At 71.4% G+C, this 20,782-nt stretch carries 16 protein-coding genes; 8 read left to right on the forward strand and 8 right to left on the reverse strand.

Annotated features, from left to right (window positions below):
* Window positions 1-66: 66 nt before the first annotated feature.
* On the forward strand, window positions 67-2,673 hold the full coding sequence (locus ABZ826_RS02155) for a PQQ-binding-like beta-propeller repeat protein (protein ID WP_361440806.1): 2,607 nt from the start codon (window positions 67-69) through the stop codon (window positions 2,671-2,673).
* Between the two features lie 152 nt (window positions 2,674-2,825).
* Window positions 2,826-4,007 carry an NlpC/P60 family protein gene (locus ABZ826_RS02160; protein WP_361440809.1) on the forward strand — a complete coding sequence of 394 codons (1,182 nt, stop codon included), beginning with the start codon at window positions 2,826-2,828 and terminating at the stop codon, window positions 4,005-4,007.
* Window positions 4,008-4,183: 176 nt separating this feature from the next.
* Here the strand turns inward: ABZ826_RS02160 and ABZ826_RS02165 are convergent, their stop codons facing one another.
* From ABZ826_RS02165 to ABZ826_RS02185, 5 genes are read right to left on the reverse strand one after another with little or no spacing between them, the layout of a single operon-like run.
* A complete protein-coding gene (locus ABZ826_RS02165) occupies window positions 4,184-5,422 on the reverse strand; it encodes a styrene monooxygenase/indole monooxygenase family protein (protein WP_361440812.1) in 1,239 nt (412 codons plus the stop codon).
* Between the two features lie 55 nt (window positions 5,423-5,477).
* Entirely contained in the window at window positions 5,478-6,128 is a 651-nt protein-coding gene (locus tag ABZ826_RS02170) for an ATP/GTP-binding protein (RefSeq protein WP_361440815.1), read from the reverse strand.
* Window positions 6,109-6,522: a DUF742 domain-containing protein gene (locus tag ABZ826_RS02175; protein ID WP_351077864.1), complete on the reverse strand. Its 414-nt coding sequence runs from the start codon at window positions 6,520-6,522 to the stop codon at window positions 6,109-6,111. Before ABZ826_RS02175 ends, ABZ826_RS02170 begins: the two co-directional genes overlap by 20 nt.
* Window positions 6,519-6,998 carry a roadblock/LC7 domain-containing protein gene (locus ABZ826_RS02180; RefSeq protein ID WP_361440820.1) on the reverse strand — a complete coding sequence of 160 codons (480 nt, stop codon included), beginning with the start codon at window positions 6,996-6,998 and terminating at the stop codon, window positions 6,519-6,521. The genes ABZ826_RS02175 and ABZ826_RS02180 overlap by 4 nt, the downstream gene beginning before the upstream one ends.
* Window positions 6,995-10,039 carry a nitrate- and nitrite sensing domain-containing protein gene (locus ABZ826_RS02185; RefSeq protein WP_361440823.1) on the reverse strand — a complete coding sequence of 1,015 codons (3,045 nt, stop codon included), beginning with the start codon at window positions 10,037-10,039 and terminating at the stop codon, window positions 6,995-6,997. The genes ABZ826_RS02180 and ABZ826_RS02185 overlap by 4 nt, the downstream gene beginning before the upstream one ends.
* A gap of 364 nt (window positions 10,040-10,403) precedes the next feature.
* Between ABZ826_RS02185 and ABZ826_RS02190 the strand changes: the two genes are divergently transcribed.
* Window positions 10,404-11,189 (forward strand): hypothetical protein, encoded by a 786-nt coding sequence (locus tag ABZ826_RS02190; protein WP_361440826.1) that lies wholly within the window; start codon window positions 10,404-10,406, stop codon window positions 11,187-11,189.
* A gap of 48 nt (window positions 11,190-11,237) precedes the next feature.
* Here ABZ826_RS02190 and ABZ826_RS02195 read toward each other — a convergent pair whose 3' ends face one another.
* Window positions 11,238-11,720, reverse strand: a complete 483-nt coding sequence (locus ABZ826_RS02195) for a MarR family transcriptional regulator (protein ID WP_361440829.1) — start codon at window positions 11,718-11,720, stop codon at window positions 11,238-11,240.
* Window positions 11,721-11,962: 242 nt separating this feature from the next.
* On the opposite strand from ABZ826_RS02195, the gene ABZ826_RS02200 reads away from it, so the two are divergent.
* Entirely contained in the window at window positions 11,963-12,820 is an 858-nt protein-coding gene (locus ABZ826_RS02200) for a lysozyme (RefSeq protein ID WP_361440832.1), read from the forward strand.
* Window positions 12,821-13,046: 226 nt separating this feature from the next.
* Entirely contained in the window at window positions 13,047-13,805 is a 759-nt protein-coding gene (locus ABZ826_RS02205; RefSeq protein ID WP_361441132.1) for a polysaccharide deacetylase family protein, read from the forward strand.
* 266 nt (window positions 13,806-14,071) lie between these two features.
* Here ABZ826_RS02205 and lon read toward each other — a convergent pair whose 3' ends face one another.
* Window positions 14,072-16,504, reverse strand: coding sequence for an endopeptidase La (lon, locus tag ABZ826_RS02210; RefSeq protein WP_361440835.1), 2,433 nt, complete (start codon window positions 16,502-16,504; stop codon window positions 14,072-14,074).
* A 308-nt stretch (window positions 16,505-16,812) separates the two neighbouring features.
* A complete protein-coding gene (locus ABZ826_RS02215; protein ID WP_361441135.1) occupies window positions 16,813-17,547 on the reverse strand; it encodes a rhomboid-like protein in 735 nt (244 codons plus the stop codon).
* Window positions 17,548-18,016: 469 nt separating this feature from the next.
* Between ABZ826_RS02215 and ABZ826_RS02220 the strand changes: the two genes are divergently transcribed.
* The 3 genes from ABZ826_RS02220 (at window position 18,017) to ABZ826_RS02230 (ending at window position 20,745) form a co-directional block, all read left to right on the forward strand.
* On the forward strand, window positions 18,017-18,733 hold the full coding sequence (locus ABZ826_RS02220) for a spermidine synthase (protein ID WP_361441138.1): 717 nt from the start codon (window positions 18,017-18,019) through the stop codon (window positions 18,731-18,733).
* A gap of 201 nt (window positions 18,734-18,934) precedes the next feature.
* Entirely contained in the window at window positions 18,935-19,672 is a 738-nt protein-coding gene (locus ABZ826_RS02225; RefSeq protein ID WP_358681359.1) for a response regulator transcription factor, read from the forward strand.
* Window positions 19,669-20,745, forward strand: coding sequence for an ATP-binding protein (locus ABZ826_RS02230; RefSeq protein ID WP_361440840.1), 1,077 nt, complete (start codon window positions 19,669-19,671; stop codon window positions 20,743-20,745). The genes ABZ826_RS02225 and ABZ826_RS02230 overlap by 4 nt, the downstream gene beginning before the upstream one ends.
* Window positions 20,746-20,782: the final 37 nt, after the last annotated feature.

Genomic DNA, 20,782 nt, shown 5'->3' on the forward strand with positions numbered 1-20,782 from the left:
GGGCCGAGACCGGCCGGTCTAAGATCGACGCTCTGGTGCCGGGCACGGTCAGCAAGGGGGTGCGCCATGGAGGCGCTGCGTCAGGACGATCCACGCCGCATCGGTCCGTACGCCGTACTGGCGCGGTTCCGCGAGACCGCGAGCGCCGTGCAGTACCTCGCGCACGACGCGGCCGGCGACAGACCCGTGGTGATCAACGCCGCCCGTCCCCGACTCGCCGCGCTGCCCGCCTTCCGGCGCCGTTTCCAGGCGGAGGCCCGCACCGCGGAGCGGCTGGCCGGCGGCTGGGTCCAGCCGTCGCTGGACGCCTCCGCCGAAGACGCGGACGACGTCCCGCCGTGGACGGCCGTCCCCTACACACCCGCTCTGACGCTCACCGAGGCGATCGAGGTCATGGGTCCGCTCCCCGAGCGTGCCGTCCGGATACTGGGCGCGGGCATCGCCGAGACGCTCTCCCGGGTGCACGCCACCGGAGCAGTGCTCCAGGGCCTCGCCCCCGGGACGGTGCTGCTGGCCGAGGACGGGCCGCGGCTCACCGCGTTCGGCCCGCTGGGCGCCGCGGCGGCCGCCGAGGCCCGGCCCGGTGGGCAGTTGTCCGTACGGCTCGGCTATCTCACCCCTGAACAGGTCGCAGGCGAGGACCCCGGACCGGCCTCCGACCTCTTCGTCCTGGGCCTGCTGCTGGCGTACGCGGCGACCGGCACGACCCCGCTCGCCGACGGTCCGGCCGCCGAGGGCGCCGAGCGGATCGCCCGCACCGACCCCGAACTCGGTGCGGTCCCGGCGCAATTGCGCGATCTGATCGCGCGCTGCCTGGCGAAGGACCCGGCCGACCGGCCGAGCGCGGGGACGGTCGCGGCGGAGCTGGCCCCGGAGGGGGCGGCCGGTTCGGCGAAGGGCGGCCGACTGCCTGAGCGGGTGGCGGCCGCGGTGGCGGAACAGGCCGTGCGGGTACGGGAGTTGGCCGCTGCCGGTCATCCGGTCGACGCTCCGGCGGGCGGACCGGCCGACGGGGCCGTCGACGGACCCGAGGATGCCGCCCCGGCCGGTGGGCCGGCCGACGCGCGCGTCGGCACGCCTTCGGGGGCGACGGCCGGCCCGGCTGCCCATGTACCCGCCCCGGCCGGCGAGCCCCTCCCCGCCCGGGACACCCGTACCGCGCAGCTCGGGGACATCGGGCGCCAGGCGTCGAGGACCGACCGGACCACGACCCAGCTGTCCGTGCCGCGCGAGCTCACCGGACCCGGCGCGGGGACGGCCGCCGAACCCCCGGCCGCGCTCCCCGCCGTGCTCCCGCCGGTACCGCTGCCGGTCCCCGTACGTCCCACGCCCGCCCCCGCCCCCTCCTCCCCCGCCCTCGACCGGCGCGGTCTGTTCATCGGACTCGCCGCCGGGGCCGCGGGGCTGATCGTCGGCGGAGGCGGGGCGCTCGCGTTCGGGTCCGGGGACGGCGGCAGGACGGACGATCCCAAGCCCGCGCCGAGCCGCAGCGGCCCCGTCGTCGCGGGGCTGCCCCCGCAGCCGCGCTGGGTGTACACGCACCCGGCGGCCGAGCCGTCACCGCTCACCGCCGCCCTCTGGAACGACCGGCTGCTCGTGCTGACCGGCGAGAACGGGGCCACCGGTGTCGATCTGCGCACCGGGCGCCGGGTCTGGGAGAGCGCCGATGCCGCCAAGGGACGGGCCGCACTGCCGGCCGGGAAGGACCTCTGCTTCGTCGCCGGTCCGTCCGCGTTCCTGTGGCTGTCGCCGAAGGACGGCAAGGTAACCCACCGGGTCGGCTACGCGGACCAGTTCGCCGGGGTTCCGAATCTCGCGGTGGCCGAGATCGTCGGCGGCTCCGGACCGGTGGTCTGGTTCACCGGCTCCAACGAAGTCACCGTCAAGGCCCCGCCCCCGAAGAAGGGCAAGAAACGCGGCAAGGACCAGAAGGCCGTCAAGTCCTACCTCTTCGCCTACGACGTCTCGCGGCGCAAGGAGCTGTGGCGGACCCCCGTACCCACCGGGCGCGGCCCCGCCGCCCCCGTCTACCGGCTGATCGCGGTCGGGCGGGACGACCTCGTCGTACGTCAGAGCCCGGCCACGCTCACCTCCGGCGACGTGAAGTCCGCCAAGGGGAAAGCCGTCTTCCGGGGCTTCGACCAGAAGACCGGGAAGCTGCTGTGGAGCAGGTCGTTCGGCACGGTCGCGCCCGACGGTGCCGCCATGGGTGACGCCCGCGGCCTGCTGTACGCGGCGGTGGGCGACGACCTCCAGGCATTCGAACTCCCCGACGGCAAGCCGAAGTGGACGGTGAACGGCACCACCGGGACCGCGTACGGCACCTCCGTCGCCTCCGGAACCCTGCTGCACACCACCAACCGCGATCAGGAAGTGGGCGCGGTCGAGCGGGAGACGGGGCGGCTGCGCTGGCGGCGCTCGACGGAGGCGGCACCCGGCCCCGCCGCCCCCGCGGTCACGCTCAGTGCGTCCCGCAAAACGCTGCTGGCCGCGGACACGGCCCAGGTCACCGCGTTCGCGGCGGAGGACGGGCGGCGGCTGTGGAAGTTCCAGGACATCGGGTCCCAGGACCCGAAGGGACCCACGGTCACCGCGCCGTACCGGGTGCTCGCGACCGGGAGGACGGCCGTCGTCCAGCGCGACCGGATCTTCTACGCGTTCCCGGTGGCCTAAGAGCCTGTCGGGCGGCCACCGCCTTCCGGGCGAACCCGCAGGCCGCCACACCGCAGGGTTCTTGCATCTCCTGACACCGAGTGGTCGAATTGTTCCATTGTGCTCGCTTTTGGGGCACCCCCATGATTCGCCCCGTCAACGGAGGTGATGTCGTGTCAGGCAGTGTCCTGTGTGCGGTCGGCACCGCGGCCCTGGTCACGCTCCTCGCGTCCCCGCAGGCAGTCGCCGCGCCCGTGGTCCCGGACCCCGTGACGAGCGGCACCGCGAAGCCGTCCGCCGCCCCGGCCCCCACGGCCGCGAACAAGAGCGTCGCCCAGCTGCTGGCCCAGCTCCAGAAGCTGTACCAGCAGGCCGAGGAGGCCACCGAGACGTACAACGGGACCGCGGCGGAGCTGAAGAGGCGCGCGGCGGAGGCGAAGCGGCTCAGCGCCTCCCTCGCCGCCGCCCGGACCGCGCTGTCCGACAGCCGCGACCAGGCGGGGCAGCTGGCCCGGGAGCAGTACCAGGGACGGTCCGACTTCTCCTCGTACATGCAGCTGCTGCTGGCCCGCGATCCCCAGCACCTCCTGGACCAGGAGCATGTGCTGCGGCATGCGGCGGCCGAGCGGGCGGCGACCGTGAAGCGGCTCACCGGCACCGAGAAGCGCGCCCACGACCTGGCGGCCGAGTCCCGCAAGGTACTGGACCGGCAGCAGGTCCTGGCCACGAGGCAGAGGGGGCAACGGGATGACGTACGGTCGCGGCTCAGGACCGTCGAGGCGAAACTGGCCACACTCTCCGCCGCACAGCTCGCCGAGCTCTCCCGGCTGGAACAGCAGGGCATGGCGAAGGCCCAGGGCGCCCTGGTCACCTCGGGCGCCCTGTCCTCGGCCAGGCCGCCGTCCGAGGCGGGCGGCACGGCGGTGGAGTACGCGATCGGACAACTCGGGAAGCCGTACGTGTGGGGCGCGGAGGGGCCGGACTCGTTCGACTGCTCGGGGCTCACCTCGCAGGCCTGGGCGAAGGCGGGCCGGATCATTCCGCGGACCTCGCAGGAGCAGTGGCGGCAGCTGCCGAAGGTGCCGCTGAACGCGCTGCGCCCCGGCGACCTGGTGATCTACTTCCCGAAGGCCACTCATGTGGCGCTGTACATCGGCAACGGGCTGGTGGTGCAGGCGCCCCGGCCCGGCTCCCAGGTGAAGGTCTCGCCCGTGGCGTCGAATCCGCTGCTGGGCGCCGTACGGCCGGATCCGCAGAGCACGCCGCTCTCCGCGTACCAGCTGCCGCAGCTCCCGCAGAGCGCGTCCGCCGACTCGGACGCGGGGTACGGCTCGTCGTCGGCGCCCCAGGGTTAGGGCCTCTGGCTCGGATCACGCCGGGCTCGCGCGCCCCGGCCGCCGATCCGGCCCGATCCGGTCGAAAGACCCTGGACCACCCGCGGAGAGGGCGCTCGGGGCGCCCGCACATGACAGCCGGGCCGGGTCCCGTCGGATCGCCGACGGAACCAGGCCCGGCTGTCGCGGTCAGGCGTCTACGCGGCGCCCGAGACCTCGGCGAGGTACGCGTTCGTCTTCTCCGGGTCGAAGAAGAAGTTGTCGAAGTCCGCCGGGTCGTTGAAGCCGTTGGCGAAGCGGTTGGCGACCGGCTGGAGCTGGCCGGCGGCGCCGATCAGGTTCAGCACGTGCTCCGGCGGTACGCCGAGCATCGCGTTGGTCCACTTCACGACGTGCTGTGTGTTCTCCCAGTGCCGGTCGAACGTGGCCTGCATCCACTCGGCGTCGAACTCGCGGTCGCCGTGCTCGATGATCGAGTTCAGGTAGGAGTTCGCACACTTGGAGGCCGTGTTGGAGCCCTGGCCGGTGACCGGGTCGTTGGCGACGACCACGTCCCCCACGCCGAGGACCAGACCGCCGCCGGGCAGCCGGCCGATCGGCTTGCGGACGGTCGGGGCGTAACGGCCCGCCAGGGTGGCGTTGGCGTCGGTCAGTTCGACCTTGGTGGCACGGGCGTACTCCCAGGGCAGGAAGCGCTCCATGAGCTCCAGCGTCTTGGCGAGGTGCTCGGAGGGGTCCTTGATGTCCTGGAACGCGTCGACCGGGCCGCCCGGGACGCCCTCCCAGAAGAGGATGTCGGCGCGGCCGGAGGTGGTCAGGGTCGGCATCACGAAGAGCTCGCCGACGCCGGGGACCAGGTTGCAGCGGACCGCGTCGAACTCGGGGTGCTCGGGGCGCGGGCCCAGGCCGTGGACGTACGCGACGGCCAGGGCGCGCTGCGGGGCGTCGAACGGCGAACGGGACGCGTCCCGGCCGAACATGGAGACCAGCTCACCCTTGCCCGCCGAGACCATCACCAGGTCATAGGTGCGGGAGAAGTAGTCCAGGTCGGAGACGGCGGCGCCGTGGATGACGAGCTGTCCGCCGCGCTGGGCGAAGGTCTCCATCCAGCCGGCCATCTTCACGCGCTGGTCGACGGACTGGGCGAAGCCGTCCAGCTTGCCGACCCAGTCGATGGCGCGCGAGGAGTCCGGCGCGGCGACCGAGACGCCGAGGCCCTCGATGCGCGGGGCCTGGGACTCCCAGAAGTTGAGCTGGTAGTCGCGCTCGTACTGCAGCGCCGTGTGGAACATGCACTGCGTCGACATGACCCGGCCGGAGCGGATCTCGTCGGCGGTCCGGTTGGACATGAGGGTGACTTCGTAGCCTCTGGACTGCAGTCCGAGGGCGAGCTGGAGACCGGACTGACCGGCTCCGACTATGAGTATCTTCCGCATCGCGGTTTCTCCGTTACGTGTGACGTGCGAGCTGGGAGGGCGCTTGCGCGCGCTCCTAGGCCGGGGTGGCGTCGAGGGCGTGACCGACAAGGGCCAGCAGCGACTCGACGACGGTGATCCTGTTACGCGCGTCCATGATCACAACTGGTACGTGCGGGGGCACGGTCAGGGCCTCCCGGACGTCCACGGCCTCGTAACCCGGTGTGTCCTCGAAGTGGTTGACGGCGACGATGTACGGCAGTCCGCAGCTCTCGAAGTAGTCGAGCGCGGGAAAGCAGTCGGCGAGCCGCCGGGTGTCGGCGAGCACCACCGCGCCGATGGCGCCGCGCACCAGGTCGTCCCACATGAACCAGAAACGCTGCTGGCCCGGTGTGCCGAACACGTACAGCACCAGGTCGTCGTCGAGCGTGAGCCTGCCGAAGTCCATCGCGACGGTCGTGGTGACCTTGTCGGGCGTCGCGGAGAGATCGTCGGTCTCCTCGCTGGCCTGCGTCATCATCGCTTCGGTCTGCAGCGGAGTGATCTCGGAGACCGACCCCACGAAGGTCGTCTTGCCCACCCCGAACCCGCCCGCGACCACGATCTTCGTGGCGATGGGGGCCCTGGTGTGATCCAACTGCCAGGCCTGCAGCGATTCTTCGGCCTGGTCCTTGGCCCCGGGCTGGCGCGGGGCGAAGAGTGGCGACTCAGAGACGGCGGAGTCCATTGAGCACCCTTTCGAGCAGTGCGCGGTCGGGCTGGCCGGTGCCGTGACCGGTCCCGTACACGCGGATCTTTCCCTGGTCGGCCAAGTCGCTGAGCAGTACCCGGACCACGCCGAGCGGCATCTTCAACAGGGCGGAGATCTCCGCGACCGTACGCATCCGGCGGCAGAGTTCGACGATGGCCTGGAGCTCCGGCATGACGCGGGTGGCCAGGTTGCCGTTGGTCAGTTCACGGCGTTCCTCGGGTGCTTCGAGCGCGGCGACGAACGTCTCGACGAGCAGGACATGTCCGAAGCGGGTACGGCCGCCGGTGAGGGAGTACGGGCGGACCCGCGCGGGCCTTCGGTCGGACCCGCGGACGGGCAGCCTGCGGGCGGGTTCAGCAGCGGACGTCACTGGGTGCTCTCCATCGATTTGCGCAGTTCACTGCGGAGTTCGGGGGTGAGTACGTGTCCGGCTCGGCCGACGAAGAGCGCCATGTGGTAAGCGATGACGCTCATGTCGCAGTCCGGGGTGGCGTGCACACCGAGCAGCGAGCCGTCGCTGATCGACATGACGAAGACGCTGCCCTCGTCCATGGCGACCATGGTCTGCTTGACGCCGCCGCCGTCCATCAGCTTGGCGGCCCCGGCCGTGAGGCTGCCGATGCCGGAGACAATGGTCGCCAGGTCGGCGCTGGAGCCCCTGGGGCCGTCCTGCCGACCGGTGGCGCGGGTGGTCTGGTGGCCGGGGTCGGAGGAGAGCAGCATCAGTCCGTCGGACGAGACGACGGTGACCGAGTGGACCCCTGGCACCTCCTCCACCAGATTGCTCAGCAACCAGTGAAGGTTCCGGGCCTCGGTACTCAGCCCGAATGTGCTGGGCGCAGTCAACTGCGTGCCTCCTCGACTGTGTCCCCCGTCTCATCGGTTCGGCCGTCATTGCGGTCGGCCGGGTCACTGTGGTCGGTATGTGCGGGGCGCCCGGCGTGAGCGGCGGCTGCGGGGAACGGCTGGGTCGCCGTCATCTCGGCGATTTCCGCCTCGACGTCCCGGCGGCCGTCCCTCGCGCCCTGGTGGAAGCCGCCGAGCCGGCGGCGCAGGGCCTCCTTGTCCAGGCTGCCCGTGCGTTCGGAGGCGGGTGCCGTGGCGGGCTTCACGACCTTGGGGGTGCGCTTGGGCAGCCCCTTGTCGGTGATGCGTTCCTGCTGCGGCTGCGACTGCTCCGGCTGCCGCGGGCCCGGCAGGGCGTCGGCGACGGCCGCGGGGGCGGTGTACGGCTCCGGTGCCGGCGCGGGGGCCGGTGCGGTGTGTGCCGCGGGCTCCGGGGTGGGCGCGGGAGCGGTGTACGGCTCCGGTGCGGTGTGTGCCGCGGGCTCCGGGGTGGTACGGGGCTCCGCCGACTCGTCGGCGGAGCGCTCGTGGCGGTCGGGACCGATGGCGTACGGGTCGGGCGCCGTGAACTCGGGGCCGTCCGTGAATTCCGGCACCACCGGGAGCCGGACCTGCATCGTGGTCTCGGCCTCGGTCTCGGCGGCGGCCGGAGCGGGCGCGGCGTCCGCCGCCTGTCCGGACTCGGGCCCGGCCTCGGGCTCGACCGCGGCGCCGGACTCGGGGATCGTCTGCTCGGGCTCGACCGCGGCCCCGGACTCGCGGATCGTCTGCTCGGCCGCGGCGATCAGCGGGTCGCCGGGCAGGCCGAGCGTACGCCCCGGCAGGGCGTTGGAGTTGGCCTCGGCGACCGACCCCGGCAGGTGCAGCACGGGCGCTTCCCCGGGCACCTTCACCGGCGGCGGTGTGGCGTTCGGCGGTGCCTTCGGCAGCAGTACCTTGGGCAGGATGACGACGGCCGTGACCCCGCTGCCCTTGTGGTCGCGCAGCTGGACCCGTACGCCGTGACGTGCGGCCAGCAGCGAGGTGACCTGGAGGCCGAGTCCGGCCCCGGACGCTCCCTTGTCGCCCGCCTCGCCCGTGTCGAAGAGCGTCGGATCACCGAGCCGGGCGTTGAGCTCGCCCATGCGTACGGCCGACATCCCGATGCCCTCGTCCTGGACGGAGATCATCACCTCGCCCGTCTCCAGCAGCCAGCCGGAGAGCTGGACATGGGAGTCCGGCGGCGAGAAGGAGGTGGCGTTCTCCAGGAGTTCGGCGATGAGGTGGCTGAGGTCGTCGGCGGCGAAACCGGCGATCTGGGCGTGCGGCGGCAGGGACTGGATGGTGACCCGCTCGTACCGCTCGATCTCGGAGACGGCCGCGCGCGCCACATCGACCAGCGGGATCGGGCCCGCGTGCCCGTGTCCGTGCTCGGCGCCCGCGAGTACCAGCATGTTCTCGCTGTGCCGACGCATGACCGTGGCCATGTGGTCGAGCTTGAAGAGGGTGGCCAGCCGGTCCGGGTCGTGCTCCTTCTCCTCCAGGCTCTCGATGACGCCGAGCTGGCGCTCGACGAGGCCGAGGGTACGCAGCGAGAGGTTGACGAAGGTGTGGTTGACCGTGTTCGTCAGCCGCTCCAGCTGGGCGGTCAGGTCGGAGGTCAGGACCTGGAGCTCGGCGCGCTGGACGGTGAGGGCCTCGCGTCCGGCGACCAGCTCGGCGCGCTCGGCCTGCAGGCTCTCGAAGCGGCCGTTGAACTCGTGGAGCAGTCCGTGCAGCTTGCCGTGCAGGGCGTTGATGGACCGCACGACCTGGGCGAACTCGTCATTGCGGCCGGTGTAGCGGATCGGTTCGGCGTTGTCGGGCTCGGCGACGAGGCGGGCGGCACCGATCCGCAGGACGGCGAGCGGCTGGGTGAGGGTGCGGGCCACGGCGGTGGAGACACCGACGGCGATCAGCAGACAGCCGCCGAGCAGCGCGATCCGCAGTTCGAGCGCGGTGACGTCGTCGTCGCGCAGTTGCTCCAGGCGCTGGACCTGCGCGGTGCCGAGGGCGGACTCGACGCTCCGCATCCGGTCGATCCGGGCGGAGAGGGCCGCCTCGACCTTCTTGCCGCTGGTCTGCTGGTCGGATTCGGACAGCTCGGGGCGGTCGGTGAGGGAGTTGAGGTACTTCTCCGCACTGTTGACCTCGGGGCCGGTGACGGTGGACGACAGCTTGTCGCGGGCGGTGGTGCCCGCGGTCTGGTCGAAGTCGGCGAGCGAGGCGAGTTCACGGACGCGGGCCTGCTGGGCGGCGGCGCTCAGCTCGTCACGGGCGCGGGCGTCCTTGCTGCTGCCCTGGTCCTGGGTCTGGACGGGCAGCCCGGTGATCGGGTCGATCTGCGGGGTCGTGACGGGGCGGGGCACGGAGAGCGCGGCGAGCAGCAGCCCCCGGGTGGCGGATGCCTGCTCGGTGGCCCGGCCGAGCGCGAGCGGCGCGCGGGTGGACCCGGCGGCGCGCGGCGGGGTCTTCTCGGCGAGCTCGTCGGCGAGGTCGTGGAGCTTGGCGACGACCTCGGAGTACGCCTGATGGGCCTGCAGCGCCGAGCCCTTGCCGCTGAGCGCGTCGCGGCGCAGCGAGGGGATGGTCGAGAGGTCGCGGCGCAGTGCGGCCGGGGCCGCGTCCCGGATCTCGTCCACCTGCTGGTCGACGCGGGCGCTCCGGCTGCCGGGGTCGCCCTTGCCCTCCGCCACCGGGCCGGACTGCTCGTCACGGCCGGCCGCGATGTAGGCGGTGACCTCGTCACGCTCGTCCGCCAGGGCGTGCGCGAGCGCGATGGCCTGCTGGTTCAGCTCGGCGAGAGTGACCAGCCGCTGCGACTCGTTCAGGTCCGAGGAAGCGCTCAGGGCCGCGGGCGCACCCGCGGCGATGACGGTGATACCGACCACCGCGACGCCGGCGACCAGCCGGCTGCGTACGCGCACGGTGCGCCGGGTGCCCTCGCTCTCGGTGGGTGCCGGAGGCGTCACCCCGGAACCGCTGTGCTTGCTGCCCTTGCTCCGAGGCCGCTTCTTCTGCACCGGTGCTCGCATTCTTGACTCGTCCGCCCTTGAAGCAGGGGTGACGCACGATCACATGTGAACGAGCACCCCGACCCCTGTACGGCTTCTGACCATTCCAGCGCTTTTGAGAGGGGGGCGCGCATCAACCACTCCGCCACCTGAACGAGTGAACATCACTCCGGAGTTGACGAACAAGTCTCCCCCCGGGGCATGTCCGGCACACCTGGTGCTTCGGCTGGAACTTCCGCCCCGGCTTTGGCAGGATGCCCACCCGCACGCCGCCCGGAGCCATTCCTCCCGCTCGGGACACCCGCCTGACCTGCTGGTACAGGCCAATTCTGGCCGATGCAGGGCTCGTGAAGACATCGTGCAGACTGGCTGTATGCGCATCGAACTCGCCACCGTCCAAGGCAGTCCCGACCGCCCGAACGAGGACTGGGCGGCCACGACCGTGCCCGCTTCGGGCCAGGGTGGGGCGCTGGTCCTGCTCGACGGGGTGACCCCGCCACGGGGTGACGACGGTTGCGTGCACTCGGTGCCCTGGTTCACCGCACGGCTGGGCGGCGCCCTGGTCGAACTGTCTGGTTCGCGGCGGGATCTGACCCTCCAGGAGATCTTGGCCGAGTCCATTCGGCGCACCGCCGACGCGCACCGCTCCCTGTGTGACCTTTCTCACGTGCGGACGCCGCAGGCGACGGTCGTCATGGCGCGCTGGGACGAACGCGAGATCGAGCACCTCGTACTCTCCGATTCTGTACTGTTGTTCGAGGCCCCCGACGAAAGCGTGCGCCCCCTGCTCGACGACCGGCTGGACCACCTGCCACCGGGCACGCTGGCCGGCGAGGCGATCGCCGACGCACAGGCGCGGAACAAGGAGGGCGGCTTCTTCACCGCCGCCGCGGACCCGTCCGTGGCGGCCCGTGCGGTCACCGGGCGCACCCCGGTCGGCCGGGTGCGTGCGCTCGCCGCGCTGACCGACGGGGCGGCCCGCTGGACCGGGATGTTCCACGAAGGCGACTGGGCGGACTGCCTCGGGGTGCTCCACAAGGAAGGGACGCAGGGGCTGATCGACCGCGTCCGGGCCCTGGAGGACGCGGACACCGAGCGCACGTGTCTGCGCCGCAGCAAGACCCATGACGACGCGACAGCGGTCTACGCGGTGCTGTGACACCGCGCCGGGACGAGAGGCGCCGCCGAGAGCGTACGGACGCGGGCGTCAGCCCTCGGCGCGGGCGTTGAGGTGATGCAACAGCCGGGCCAGTTCGGCCACCTCGGCCCGGTCCCAGCCGGCGAGCTTGCGCACATAGCGCTCGCGGCGGGCGTCGCGGACGCTTCGATAGCGGGCCAGCCCCTCGGCGGTGAGGTGGACGAGAAAGGCGCGGCCGTCGGCCGGGTCGGGCTCGCGCGCCACCAGTCCGAGGTCTTCCAGGGCGCGGAGTTGACGGCTCATGGTCGCCTTGCCGACGCCGAAGTAGGCGGCGAGATCGGTGGCCCGTTGCCGTCCGGCCGACTCCAGCCGGACGAGAAGTCCGTACGCGGCGGCCTCCAGTTCGGGGTGGACCTCGCGCGCCATTTCCCCCGAGTTGGCCCGCGCCCGCCGCAGAAAGACGGCCAACTCCCGCTCCAGGGCCAGGAATGCGTGGTCCACGCCACTTTCTCCGGTCGCGCCGGGTTCACTACCGCTTTCGCTCCCGTGCACGTCAACACCCCTCATAAGCTTCCCTGCCGCTGAAAGTTTCTTTCGCCGCTGGTCATCGCCGCAGCTTGGCCAGTATTTCGCAGGCATAGACCAACGGCGGCGCCCAGGCCCCCTTCCGCGGTACAGGTCTACGTGCGTAGCGTCATGCATGGCATGTTCACACCATGACATGCCGGCAGGGGTGCGCCCGGCGTCCCCCTGGGATCAGCGCGTCCCCCCACCAAGGCCTCGGAGGCACTCACATGCCGGTGCTCAGATCCGGATCCGAAACGTCCCGCCGCTCGCGCTTCGCCGCGGCCGGAACCCTGCTCGCAGCCCTTTCCCTCCTCCTCACCCTGCCCGGCGCTGCAAGCGCCGCGGACACCCACGACTCCGCCGCCGCGGCCAAGAAGCCCGCACGGGGCACGGCCACGATGGGCATGGGCGTCGTCGCCCACGACGGCCAGGGCGGACTGCCGCGCGACACCCGCGCCGCCCAGACCGAAGGCGTGGACGTCGCCAGCTACCAGGGCAACGTCGACTGGCCGACCCTCTGGAACAGCGGTGTGAAGTGGGCCTACACCAAGGCCACGGAGGGCACTTACTACACGAACCCGTACTTCGCCCAGCAGTACAACGGCTCGTACAACGTCGGCATGATCCGGGGCTCGTACCACTTCGCCACCCCGAACACCACGAGCGGCGCCGTCCAGGCCAACTACTTCGTGGACCACGGGGGCGGCTGGCCCAAGGACGGCAAGACCCTGCCGGGCGCGCTCGACATCGAGTGGAACCCGTACGGCGACCAGTGCTACGGCCTGAGCCAGGCCTCCATGGTCTCCTGGATCCGCGACTTCGTGAACACCTACAAGGCGCGCACCGGACGCGACGCGGTCATCTACACCGCGACCAGCTGGTGGCAGGCCTGCACCGGGAACAACGCGAGCTTCGGTACCACCAACCCGCTGTGGGTGGCCCGCTACAACAGCACGGTCGGCGAGCTCCCGGCCGGCTGGGGCTACTACACGATGTGGCAGTACACCTCGTCCGGCCCGTACGTCGGCGACCACAGCCACTTCAACGGCGCGCTCGACCGCGTACAGGCCCTCGCCAACGGCTGAGCCGGCCCGCCGCTGCCGCGCGGCACACCGCTTCGCACGACAGAGCCCCCGGTGACCCACCCAATCACCGGGGGCTCTGCCCTGCTCGCCCCTCTGACCAGGCCATTCAGCCTCCGAGCGGGCACCTGACACCCATACACATCCCGTGTATACGCTGTGTGTATAGTCCTTCTCCGCCGCACATCGCGTGCCCTGTTCAGCCACGGAGGAGTGACCCGCCTTGCCCATGAAGACGAAGTCGATCGGTGCGGGGTTGGCCGCTGTCCTTGTGACAGCACTCACTCTGACGCTCAGCGGCTGCTCCATGCAGACCACCGCACCGGGCTCGGCGCGCGGCGACGCGGGCTCCGACGCCAAGGGCTCCTTCGGCCCGGTGGACTGCCGCAAGGCCAAGTGCATAGCGCTGACCTTCGACGCGGGACCGGGCGAGGACACCCCGCATCTGCTGGACATCCTCAAGGAGAAGAAGGTGCACGCGACCTTCTTCCTGCTGGGCAAGAACCACGTCAAGAAGCACCCCGACACCGTGCGCAGGCTCGCGGCCGAGGGACACGAGGTGGCCAACCACACCTGGTCCCACGAGATCCTGACGGACAAGAAGCCCGCCGAGATACGCGCCGAGCTGGAGAAGACGCAGGACGCGATAGCGGAGATCACCGGTAAGAAGCCGCGGCTGATGCGCCCGCCGCAGGGCCGTACCGACGACACCGTCTCCGGAATCAGCAAGGACCTGGGCCTCTCCCAGATCCTGTGGAGCGCCACCGCCAAGGACTACTCCACCACCGACTCGGCGCTGATCAAGAAGCGCATCCTGGACCAGGCGAGCAAGGACGGCATCATCCTGCTGCACGACATCTACAAGGGCACGGTGCCCGCGGTGCCCGGCATCATCGACGCGCTGAAGAAGCAGGGCTACACCTTTGTCACCGTCCCGCAGCTGATGGCGCCCGCCGAGCCCGTCCCGGGGACGATCTACCGCCCCTGATCGCGACTCCGCGGCCGACGGCGACGGAGCCCACCGGCCGGCCGACGCCGATGCCCGTACCGGCGGGTGCTGAGCTTGCCGAAGAGCCTGTCGGAGTCGAACCGTCGGCCGCCGCGGCCTCCGGTGCGCTGCTCGCGGAGGCTGCGGGCCGGCCTTCGCGGGCCCGCCCGCCGGCACACGCGGAACAGCCCGCCCACCCGTTGCCGGGGAGGCGGGCCGTCCGTACCGGTCGCGCACGCGGTGCCACGTCCGTCACTCCGTGGCGGCTACGCCGCGGCCGGGATCCTCTCCTCGGGCCTGGCCGCGACGGCCGGCGCGAGGGCGATCTCCAGCACCTGGCGGACGTCCGTCACCGGATGGACCTCCAGGGTGTCCAGGACCTCGGCCGGAACGTCGTCCAGGTCGGCCTCGTTCCGCTTCGGGATCACCACGGTGGTGATCCCGGCCCGGTGCGCGGCCAGCAGCTTCTGCTTCAGGCCGCCGATCGGCAGCACCCGCCCGGTCAGCGAGACCTCACCGGTCATCGCCACATCCGTACGGACCAGCCGTCCGGAGAGCAGCGAGGCCAGCGCCGTCGTCATCGTGATACCGGCACTCGGGCCGTCCTTGGGGACCGCTCCCGCCGGGAAGTGGATGTGCACGCCGCGGTCCTTCAGGTCGGCGACCGGCAGCTCCAGCTCCGCGCCGTGCGACCGCAGGAAGCTCAGCGCGATCTGCGCGGACTCCTTCATCACGTCGCCGAGCTGACCGGTGAGGGTCAGCCCGGACGCCCCGGTCTCCGGGTCGGCCAACGACGCCTCCACGAACAGCACGTCGCCGCCCGCCCCGGTCACCGCGAGCCCGGTGGCCACGCCCGGCACCGAGGTCCGGCGCTCGGCCGGGTCCTGGGCAGACTCGGGGACGTGGTGCGGCCGTCCGATCAGACCGCGCAGATCCGTCTCGGTGACCGTGAACGGCAGCTCCCGGTCGCCCAGTTCGTGCTGGGCCGCGACCTTGCGGAGCAGCCGGGCGACGGCCCGCTCCAGGTTCCGTACGCCCGCTTCACGGGTGTACTCGCCGGCCAGCTTGCGCAGCGCGGACTCGTCGAGCGTCACCTCGTCCTTCTCCAGACCGGCCCGTTCCAGCTGGCGCGGGAGCAGGTGGTCGCGGGCGATGACGACCTTCTCGTCCTCGGTGTAGCCGTCGAGCCGGACCAATTCCATCCGGTCCAGCAGGGCCTCCGGGATGGCTTCGAGCACATTGGCCGTGGCCAGGAAGACGACGTCGCTGAGGTCGAGTTCGACCTCCAGGTAGTGGTCGCGGAAGGTGTGGTTCTGCGCCGGGTCGAGGACTTCGAGAAGGGCGGCGGCCGGGTCGCCCCGGAAGTCCGAGCCGACCTTGTCGATCTCGTCGAGCAGGACGACCGGGTTCATCGAACCGGCCTCCTTGACGGCCCGCACGATACGCCCCGGCAGGGCGCCGACGTAGGTACGCCGGTGGCCGCGGATCTCCGCCTCGTCCCGCACACCGCCGAGGGCGACGCGGACGAACTTGCGCCCCATGGCGTGTGCGACGGACTCGCCGAGCGAGGTCTTGCCCACGCCCGGAGGACCCACCAGCGCCAGCACGGCACCGCCGCGCCGCCCGCCGACGACGCCGAGGCCGCGGTCGGAACGCCGCTTGCGGACCGCCAGGTACTCGGTGATCCGCTCCTTCACGTCCTGCAAGCCGGAGTGCTCGGCGTCGAGGATCTCCTGGGCGCCCCGGATGTCGTACGCGTCCTCGGTCCGTTCCGTCCAAGGCAGTTCGAGGACGGTGTCGAGCCAGGTCCTGATCCAGGAGCCCTCGGGGCTCTGGTCGGAGGAGCGCTCCAGCTTGTCGACCTCCTTGAGCGCCGCCTCGCGGACGTGCTCGGGAAGGTCGGCGGCCTCGACGCGCGCCCGGTAGTCGTCGGACTCGTCCGCGGCGGAACCGGACCCGCCGTTGAGATCGGAGAGCTCCTTGCGCACGGCTTCGAGCTGGCGCCGCAGCAGGAATTCGCGCTGCTGCTTGTCGACGCCCTCCTGGACGTCCTTGGCGATGGACTCGGCGACGTCCTGCTCGGCGAGGTGTTCACCGAGCCACTGGATGGCGAGCTTCAGCCGGGCGACCGCGTCCACGGTCTCCAGGAGCTGCACCTTCTGGGCGGTGGTGAGGAAGGGTGAGTATCCGGAATTGTCGGCGAGCGCGGAGATGTCCTCGATCTGCTGGACCCGGTCCACGACCTGCCAGGCACCGCGCTTCTTCAGCCAGCTGGTGGCGAGTGCCTTGTACTCCTTGACCAGCTCGGCGGCGGCTCCGGGGAGCGGGTCGGGGACGACCGCGTCGACCCGGGTCCCCTCCACCCAGAGCGCGGCCCCCGGTCCGCTGGTCCCGGCCCCGATCCGCACCCGGCCACGGCCGCGGATGAGCGCGCCCGGATCCCCGTCCGAAAGCCGTCCGACCTGCTCGACGGTGCCGATGACACCGGTACCGGTGTACGTCCCGTCGATCCGCGGCACCAGGAGCACCTCGGGCTTGCCGCCGCCCTCGCGGGCCACGGCCTGCGCGGCCTCCACGGCGGCGCGCACATCGGTGTCGGACAGGTCCAGAGGCACCACCATCCCGGGCAGCACGACCTCGTCGTCGAGCGGCAGCACGGGCAGGGCGAGCGGAGTGACCGCATTGGAATCGGTAGCCATTATCTCCCCTTCGGCAGTCAAGTTGAGCTATGCAGACTCAATGCTCCTGAGCCGCCCATTGTTCCCCGGGGTGCGTTCGCTGTGAGCGATCACCGGGCGCGCCATCCTCCGGCGTCGCCCGTCGTATCGTCCGGTCGGGGTACACCCTGGTTCATGCCTCGGTGGGGCGGCTGGACCAGCGACCTGGTGGAGTCCGCCGAGGTGTTCGCCCGCTTCTTTCCGGACCACCCGGAGCGGATCGAGCAGATGCGTGGTGGCCGCCCGCACGGGCCGCGCACCCTCCGCCGACCCGGCCGTCGTGGCCATGCTCATCGACGATCTGGCGCCCTGGCCGGCAGCCGAATACCTCGCGATGCACGGCGAGAAGGCCCCGCGCCCCTGATCACCATGCCCCGGGCCGCGACGACCCGGCGCAACAGCGGCCAGCAGCCCACGCCCAGCAGCAGCGCCAGCGGATGCCCCCAGTTGGTGAGGGGGCTGCTCAGCTCGAACAGATCGTGCAGCAGCATCGCACCGACGCCGCCGAGCACCAGCACCCGCAGCCACGGCACGAGCAGCCCGGCGAGGGCGCCCACGCTCGCCATCAGCCCGAAGCTGATGCCGTAGTCGAGCCGGTGCAGCGAGGACTCCGGCAGCTGACCGGCCACCACGGAGAGCCCGACCGGGATTTCCGTGGCGAGCGTCGCCACGACATGGCCGAGCAGGAACACCCCGGCGGTGCGCCACCCCCCGATGCGGCGCTCCAGGGCGGTCAGCACGAGGGCGAAGCCGACGACGTACGGCGAGGTGAGCCCGCCGACGACCCAGAGGGCGCTGGCGGCCAGGACGAGCAGCGGGGTCTCGCCGAGGTGCGCGACATCCGTGCTCGACGCGCGCAGGACCGCGGACACGGTGTCCTGGTCGGCGAACTCCATGAAGAGCGACGTGCCGACGAGCACCAGCAGATAACCGAAGGTGAACGGGGTACCGGTGGGCGTCGGCAGCAGCCGCAGCCGACGGCGGGCCTTGCGCGCCTCGCCGGCCTTCGGGGACTTCCGGGCCAAAGGAGCGGCGCCCTCTGCCTTGCGGCGCTGACGCGGTATGGCGTCGAGCGGCGGCGCCTCGCGTCGTTCCTCGCCAGCCGCTTCATCCGTACTCTGATGCACCGCGCGAGGCCCCTTTCCGTACAAGCCCCCCACGACAACGTCCTACCCTCCGCGATCCTCCCCTACGTCGTCCATGGCCTGAGCCACATGAGGTGACCGAAAACGGGTGATCGCTTCGCGCCGGAGCATCGACCACGCCATTCTCCCGTCCTCTTATATGCGCTTACGCTCCCCGGGCGGACGTGGTTCCTCTATATGCGCTTACGTTCCCCGGGCGGACGTGGTTCCTCGCCGGCGCACGCCCCGCGGCCCGGGACGGTGCCACCGGCGCACGCCTCCGGCACCGACCGGGCAATCCGCTGGCCGCCGACCGCGTCGACCGGACAGGATGGCGGGGACCGTGTCCGCCAGCACCGGAGATCCGCGCATGCCCGACATCCACGGCCCCGACACCCTCGCCCCTGTCACACTCGACCGCCGTGAAGGCCCGTACGGCGAGGTCGTGCTGCGGGAGCGGGGGGACGACTTCGAGATCATCGCCAACGGGTGCTTCCTGATGGACACCTCGGACGGGCGTTCCGAGCGGCTGCTGATCGACGCGGCGCTGGCCGCGCTGCCCGCCGAGCGGCCGGCCCCGGCGGTGCTCATCGGGGGGCTCGGGGTCGGCTTCTCTCTGGTTCGGGCCGCCGACGAACCGCGGTGGGGGCGGATCGCCGTCGTCGAACGGGAGCAGGCGATCGTGGACTGGCACCGGGAGGGGCCGCTGGCCGCGATCTCCAAGGCGGCGCTCGCCGATCCGCGGACCACGGTCCTGACGACGGATCTCGTCTCGTACCTGCACACGACTACGGACCGTTACGACGCCCTGTGCCTGGACATCGACAACGGACCGGACTGGACCGTCACCGAGGACAACATCGGCCTGTACTCCCCCGCCGGCCTGACGGACTGCCGGGAGCGACTGACGCCCGGCGGTGTTCTCGCAGTGTGGTCCGCACAACCGTCCGCCGAGTTCGAACAAGCCTTGCGGAATGCCGGATTCAGTGGGGTAAGAACCGAAGAGGTCAGTGTTGCCCGAGGTGTTCCCGACGTGGTTCATCTCGCACTTCGGACAGACCGGCAGCCCCCCACCGGGCAGCCATGACCCCCGAACGCCCGGGGCCAAGCGCCACAAGGCCGACACTCCGCCACTTCCATTGCGCCGAAGCCGTTACACCCTGCGTAGCCGAGAGCAGTCCGCTGCCTTTACGCTGCTGACCGGTGACGGGATCACCCATGACATCCACAAGCGAAGACCGCGCGTCCGGGGGGAATGGCCCCCGCGAGAGCGGGCAGGGGCGGGGCGATGGAACAGACACACACCACCCACAACGGTGTCGCGGCCACCCCGGGCGCGCAGCGCCGGGTGCTGGTGGTCGAGGACGACGCCACGATCGTCGATGCCATTTCCGCCCGGCTGCGGGCCGAGGGCTTTCTGGTGCAGACCGCACTCGACGGACCCGCGGCCGTGGACGCGGCCGAGGCGTGGCAGCCCGATCTGATGGTGCTCGACATCATGCTCCCCGGCTTCGACGGCCTGGAGGTCTGCCGCCGCGTCCAGGCCCAGCGGCCGGTGCCGGTGCTGATGCTGACCGCCAGGGACGACGAGACCGACATGCTGGTCGGCCTCGGGGTCGGCGCCGACGACTACATGACCAAGCCGTTCTCGATGCGCGAGCTGGCGGCCCGGGTGCACGTCCTGCTGCGCCGGGTCGAGCGCGCGGCGCTGGCCGCGGTCACACCGCGCAGCGGCATACTGCGCCTCGGCGAGCTGGAGATCGATCACGCACAGCGCCGGGTCCGGGTGCGCACCGACGACGTCCACCTCACGCCGACCGAGTTCGACCTGCTGGTCTGCCTGGCCAACACGCCGCGCGCGGTGCTCTCCCGGGAGCAGCTGCTGGCCGAGGTCTGGGACTGGGCGGACGCCTCCGGCACCCGCACGGTCGACAGCCACATCAAGGCCCTGCGCCGGAAGATCGGCGCGGAACGGATCCGTACCGTGCACGGTGTCGGCTACGCCCTGGAGACCCCTGCGCCATGACCCGGCCCGGTTCCGGACTGCGTCCCTTCTCGGTCAAGGCCAAGCTGGGCACGCTCGTGGTGGTGTCGGTGTTCATCACCACCGGGCTGCTGATGGTGGCCCTGCGCACCAGGACCGAGCTGCGCTTCATCACGGTGTTCTCGGTGATCGCGACCCTGCTGATCACCCAGTTCGTGGCGCACGGTCTGACGGCACCGCTGGACGAGATGACGACCGTGGCCCGGTCCATCTCCCACGGCGACTACACCAGACGGGTGAGCGGCGCCGACCGGCGGGACGAGCTCGGCGATCTGGCCCAGACGATCAACCGCATGGCGGACGACCTGGAGGCCGTGGACCGGCATCGCAAGGAGCTGGTGGCCAATGTGTCGCACGAGCTGCGGACGCCCATCGCGGCGCTGAGAGCCGTGCTGGAGAACGTCGTGGACGGGGTGTCCTCGGCCGATCCCGAGACGATGCGCACGGCGCTGAAGCAGACCGAGCGGCTCGGCAGGCTGGTGGAGACGCTGCTGGACCTGTCCCGTCTGGACAGCGGGGTGGTCACGCTGAAGGCCCGCCGTTTCGAGGTGTGGCCGTATCTGTCGGGTGTGCTGAAGGAGGCGAATCTCGCCGCCTCGCACCGTCGGCTGCCCTCCGGCTCCGGGAACCACACCCGCAAGGACGTACATCTGCATCTGGACGTGTCGCCGCCCGAGCTGACCGCGCACGCGGACGCGGAACGGCTGCACCAGGTGGTGGCCAATCTGGTCGACAACGCTGTCAAGCACAGCCCGCCGCACGGCCGGGTCACGGTGCTGGCCCGGCGGGGCGCCGGGCCGGAGTCGCTGGCACTGGAGGTCCTGGACGAGGGTCCGGGCATCCCGGAGTCCGAACGGCACCGGGTCTTCGAGCGTTTCAACCGCGGTGAGGTGCCGTCCCCGCACGGTCCCGGCAGCGACGGCGGTACGGGGCTGGGCCTGGCGATCGCCCGCTGGGCGGTGGATCTGCACGGCGGACGGATCGGTGTGGCCGAATCCGCTCGCGGCTGCCGCATTCAGGTCACTCTTCCGGGGATCCCGCAACAGCGAGGTTGACATAGGGTTCGAACCGGAAGGGCACGTTCTACGCGTT

Origin of the sequence: Streptomyces sp. NPDC047515 (genome assembly GCF_040643055.1) — a bacterium.
Lineage (GTDB): Bacteria > Actinomycetota > Actinomycetes > Streptomycetales > Streptomycetaceae > Streptomyces.

Bases quoted from the DNA above. Each gene is read 5' to 3' on its own strand.
- ABZ826_RS02155 (WP_361440806.1), top strand. From the start codon at position 67: ATGGAGGCGCTGCGTCAGGACGATCCACGCCGCATCGGTCCGTACGCC.
- ABZ826_RS02165 (WP_361440812.1), bottom strand. From the start codon at position 5,422: ATGCGGAAGATACTCATAGTCGGAGCCGGTCAGTCCGGTCTCCAGCTC.
- ABZ826_RS02170 (WP_361440815.1), bottom strand. From the start codon at position 6,128: ATGGACTCCGCCGTCTCTGAGTCGCCACTCTTCGCCCCGCGCCAGCCC.
- ABZ826_RS02190 (WP_361440826.1), top strand. From the start codon at position 10,404: ATGCGCATCGAACTCGCCACCGTCCAAGGCAGTCCCGACCGCCCGAAC.
- ABZ826_RS02200 (WP_361440832.1), top strand. From the start codon at position 11,963: ATGCCGGTGCTCAGATCCGGATCCGAAACGTCCCGCCGCTCGCGCTTC.
- ABZ826_RS02205 (WP_361441132.1), top strand. From the start codon at position 13,047: ATGAAGACGAAGTCGATCGGTGCGGGGTTGGCCGCTGTCCTTGTGACA.
- lon (WP_361440835.1), bottom strand. From the start codon at position 16,504: ATGGCTACCGATTCCAATGCGGTCACTCCGCTCGCCCTGCCCGTGCTG.
- ABZ826_RS02220 (WP_361441138.1), top strand. From the start codon at position 18,017: ATGCCCGACATCCACGGCCCCGACACCCTCGCCCCTGTCACACTCGAC.
- ABZ826_RS02225 (WP_358681359.1), top strand. From the start codon at position 18,935: ATGGAACAGACACACACCACCCACAACGGTGTCGCGGCCACCCCGGGC.
- ABZ826_RS02230 (WP_361440840.1), top strand. From the start codon at position 19,669: ATGACCCGGCCCGGTTCCGGACTGCGTCCCTTCTCGGTCAAGGCCAAG.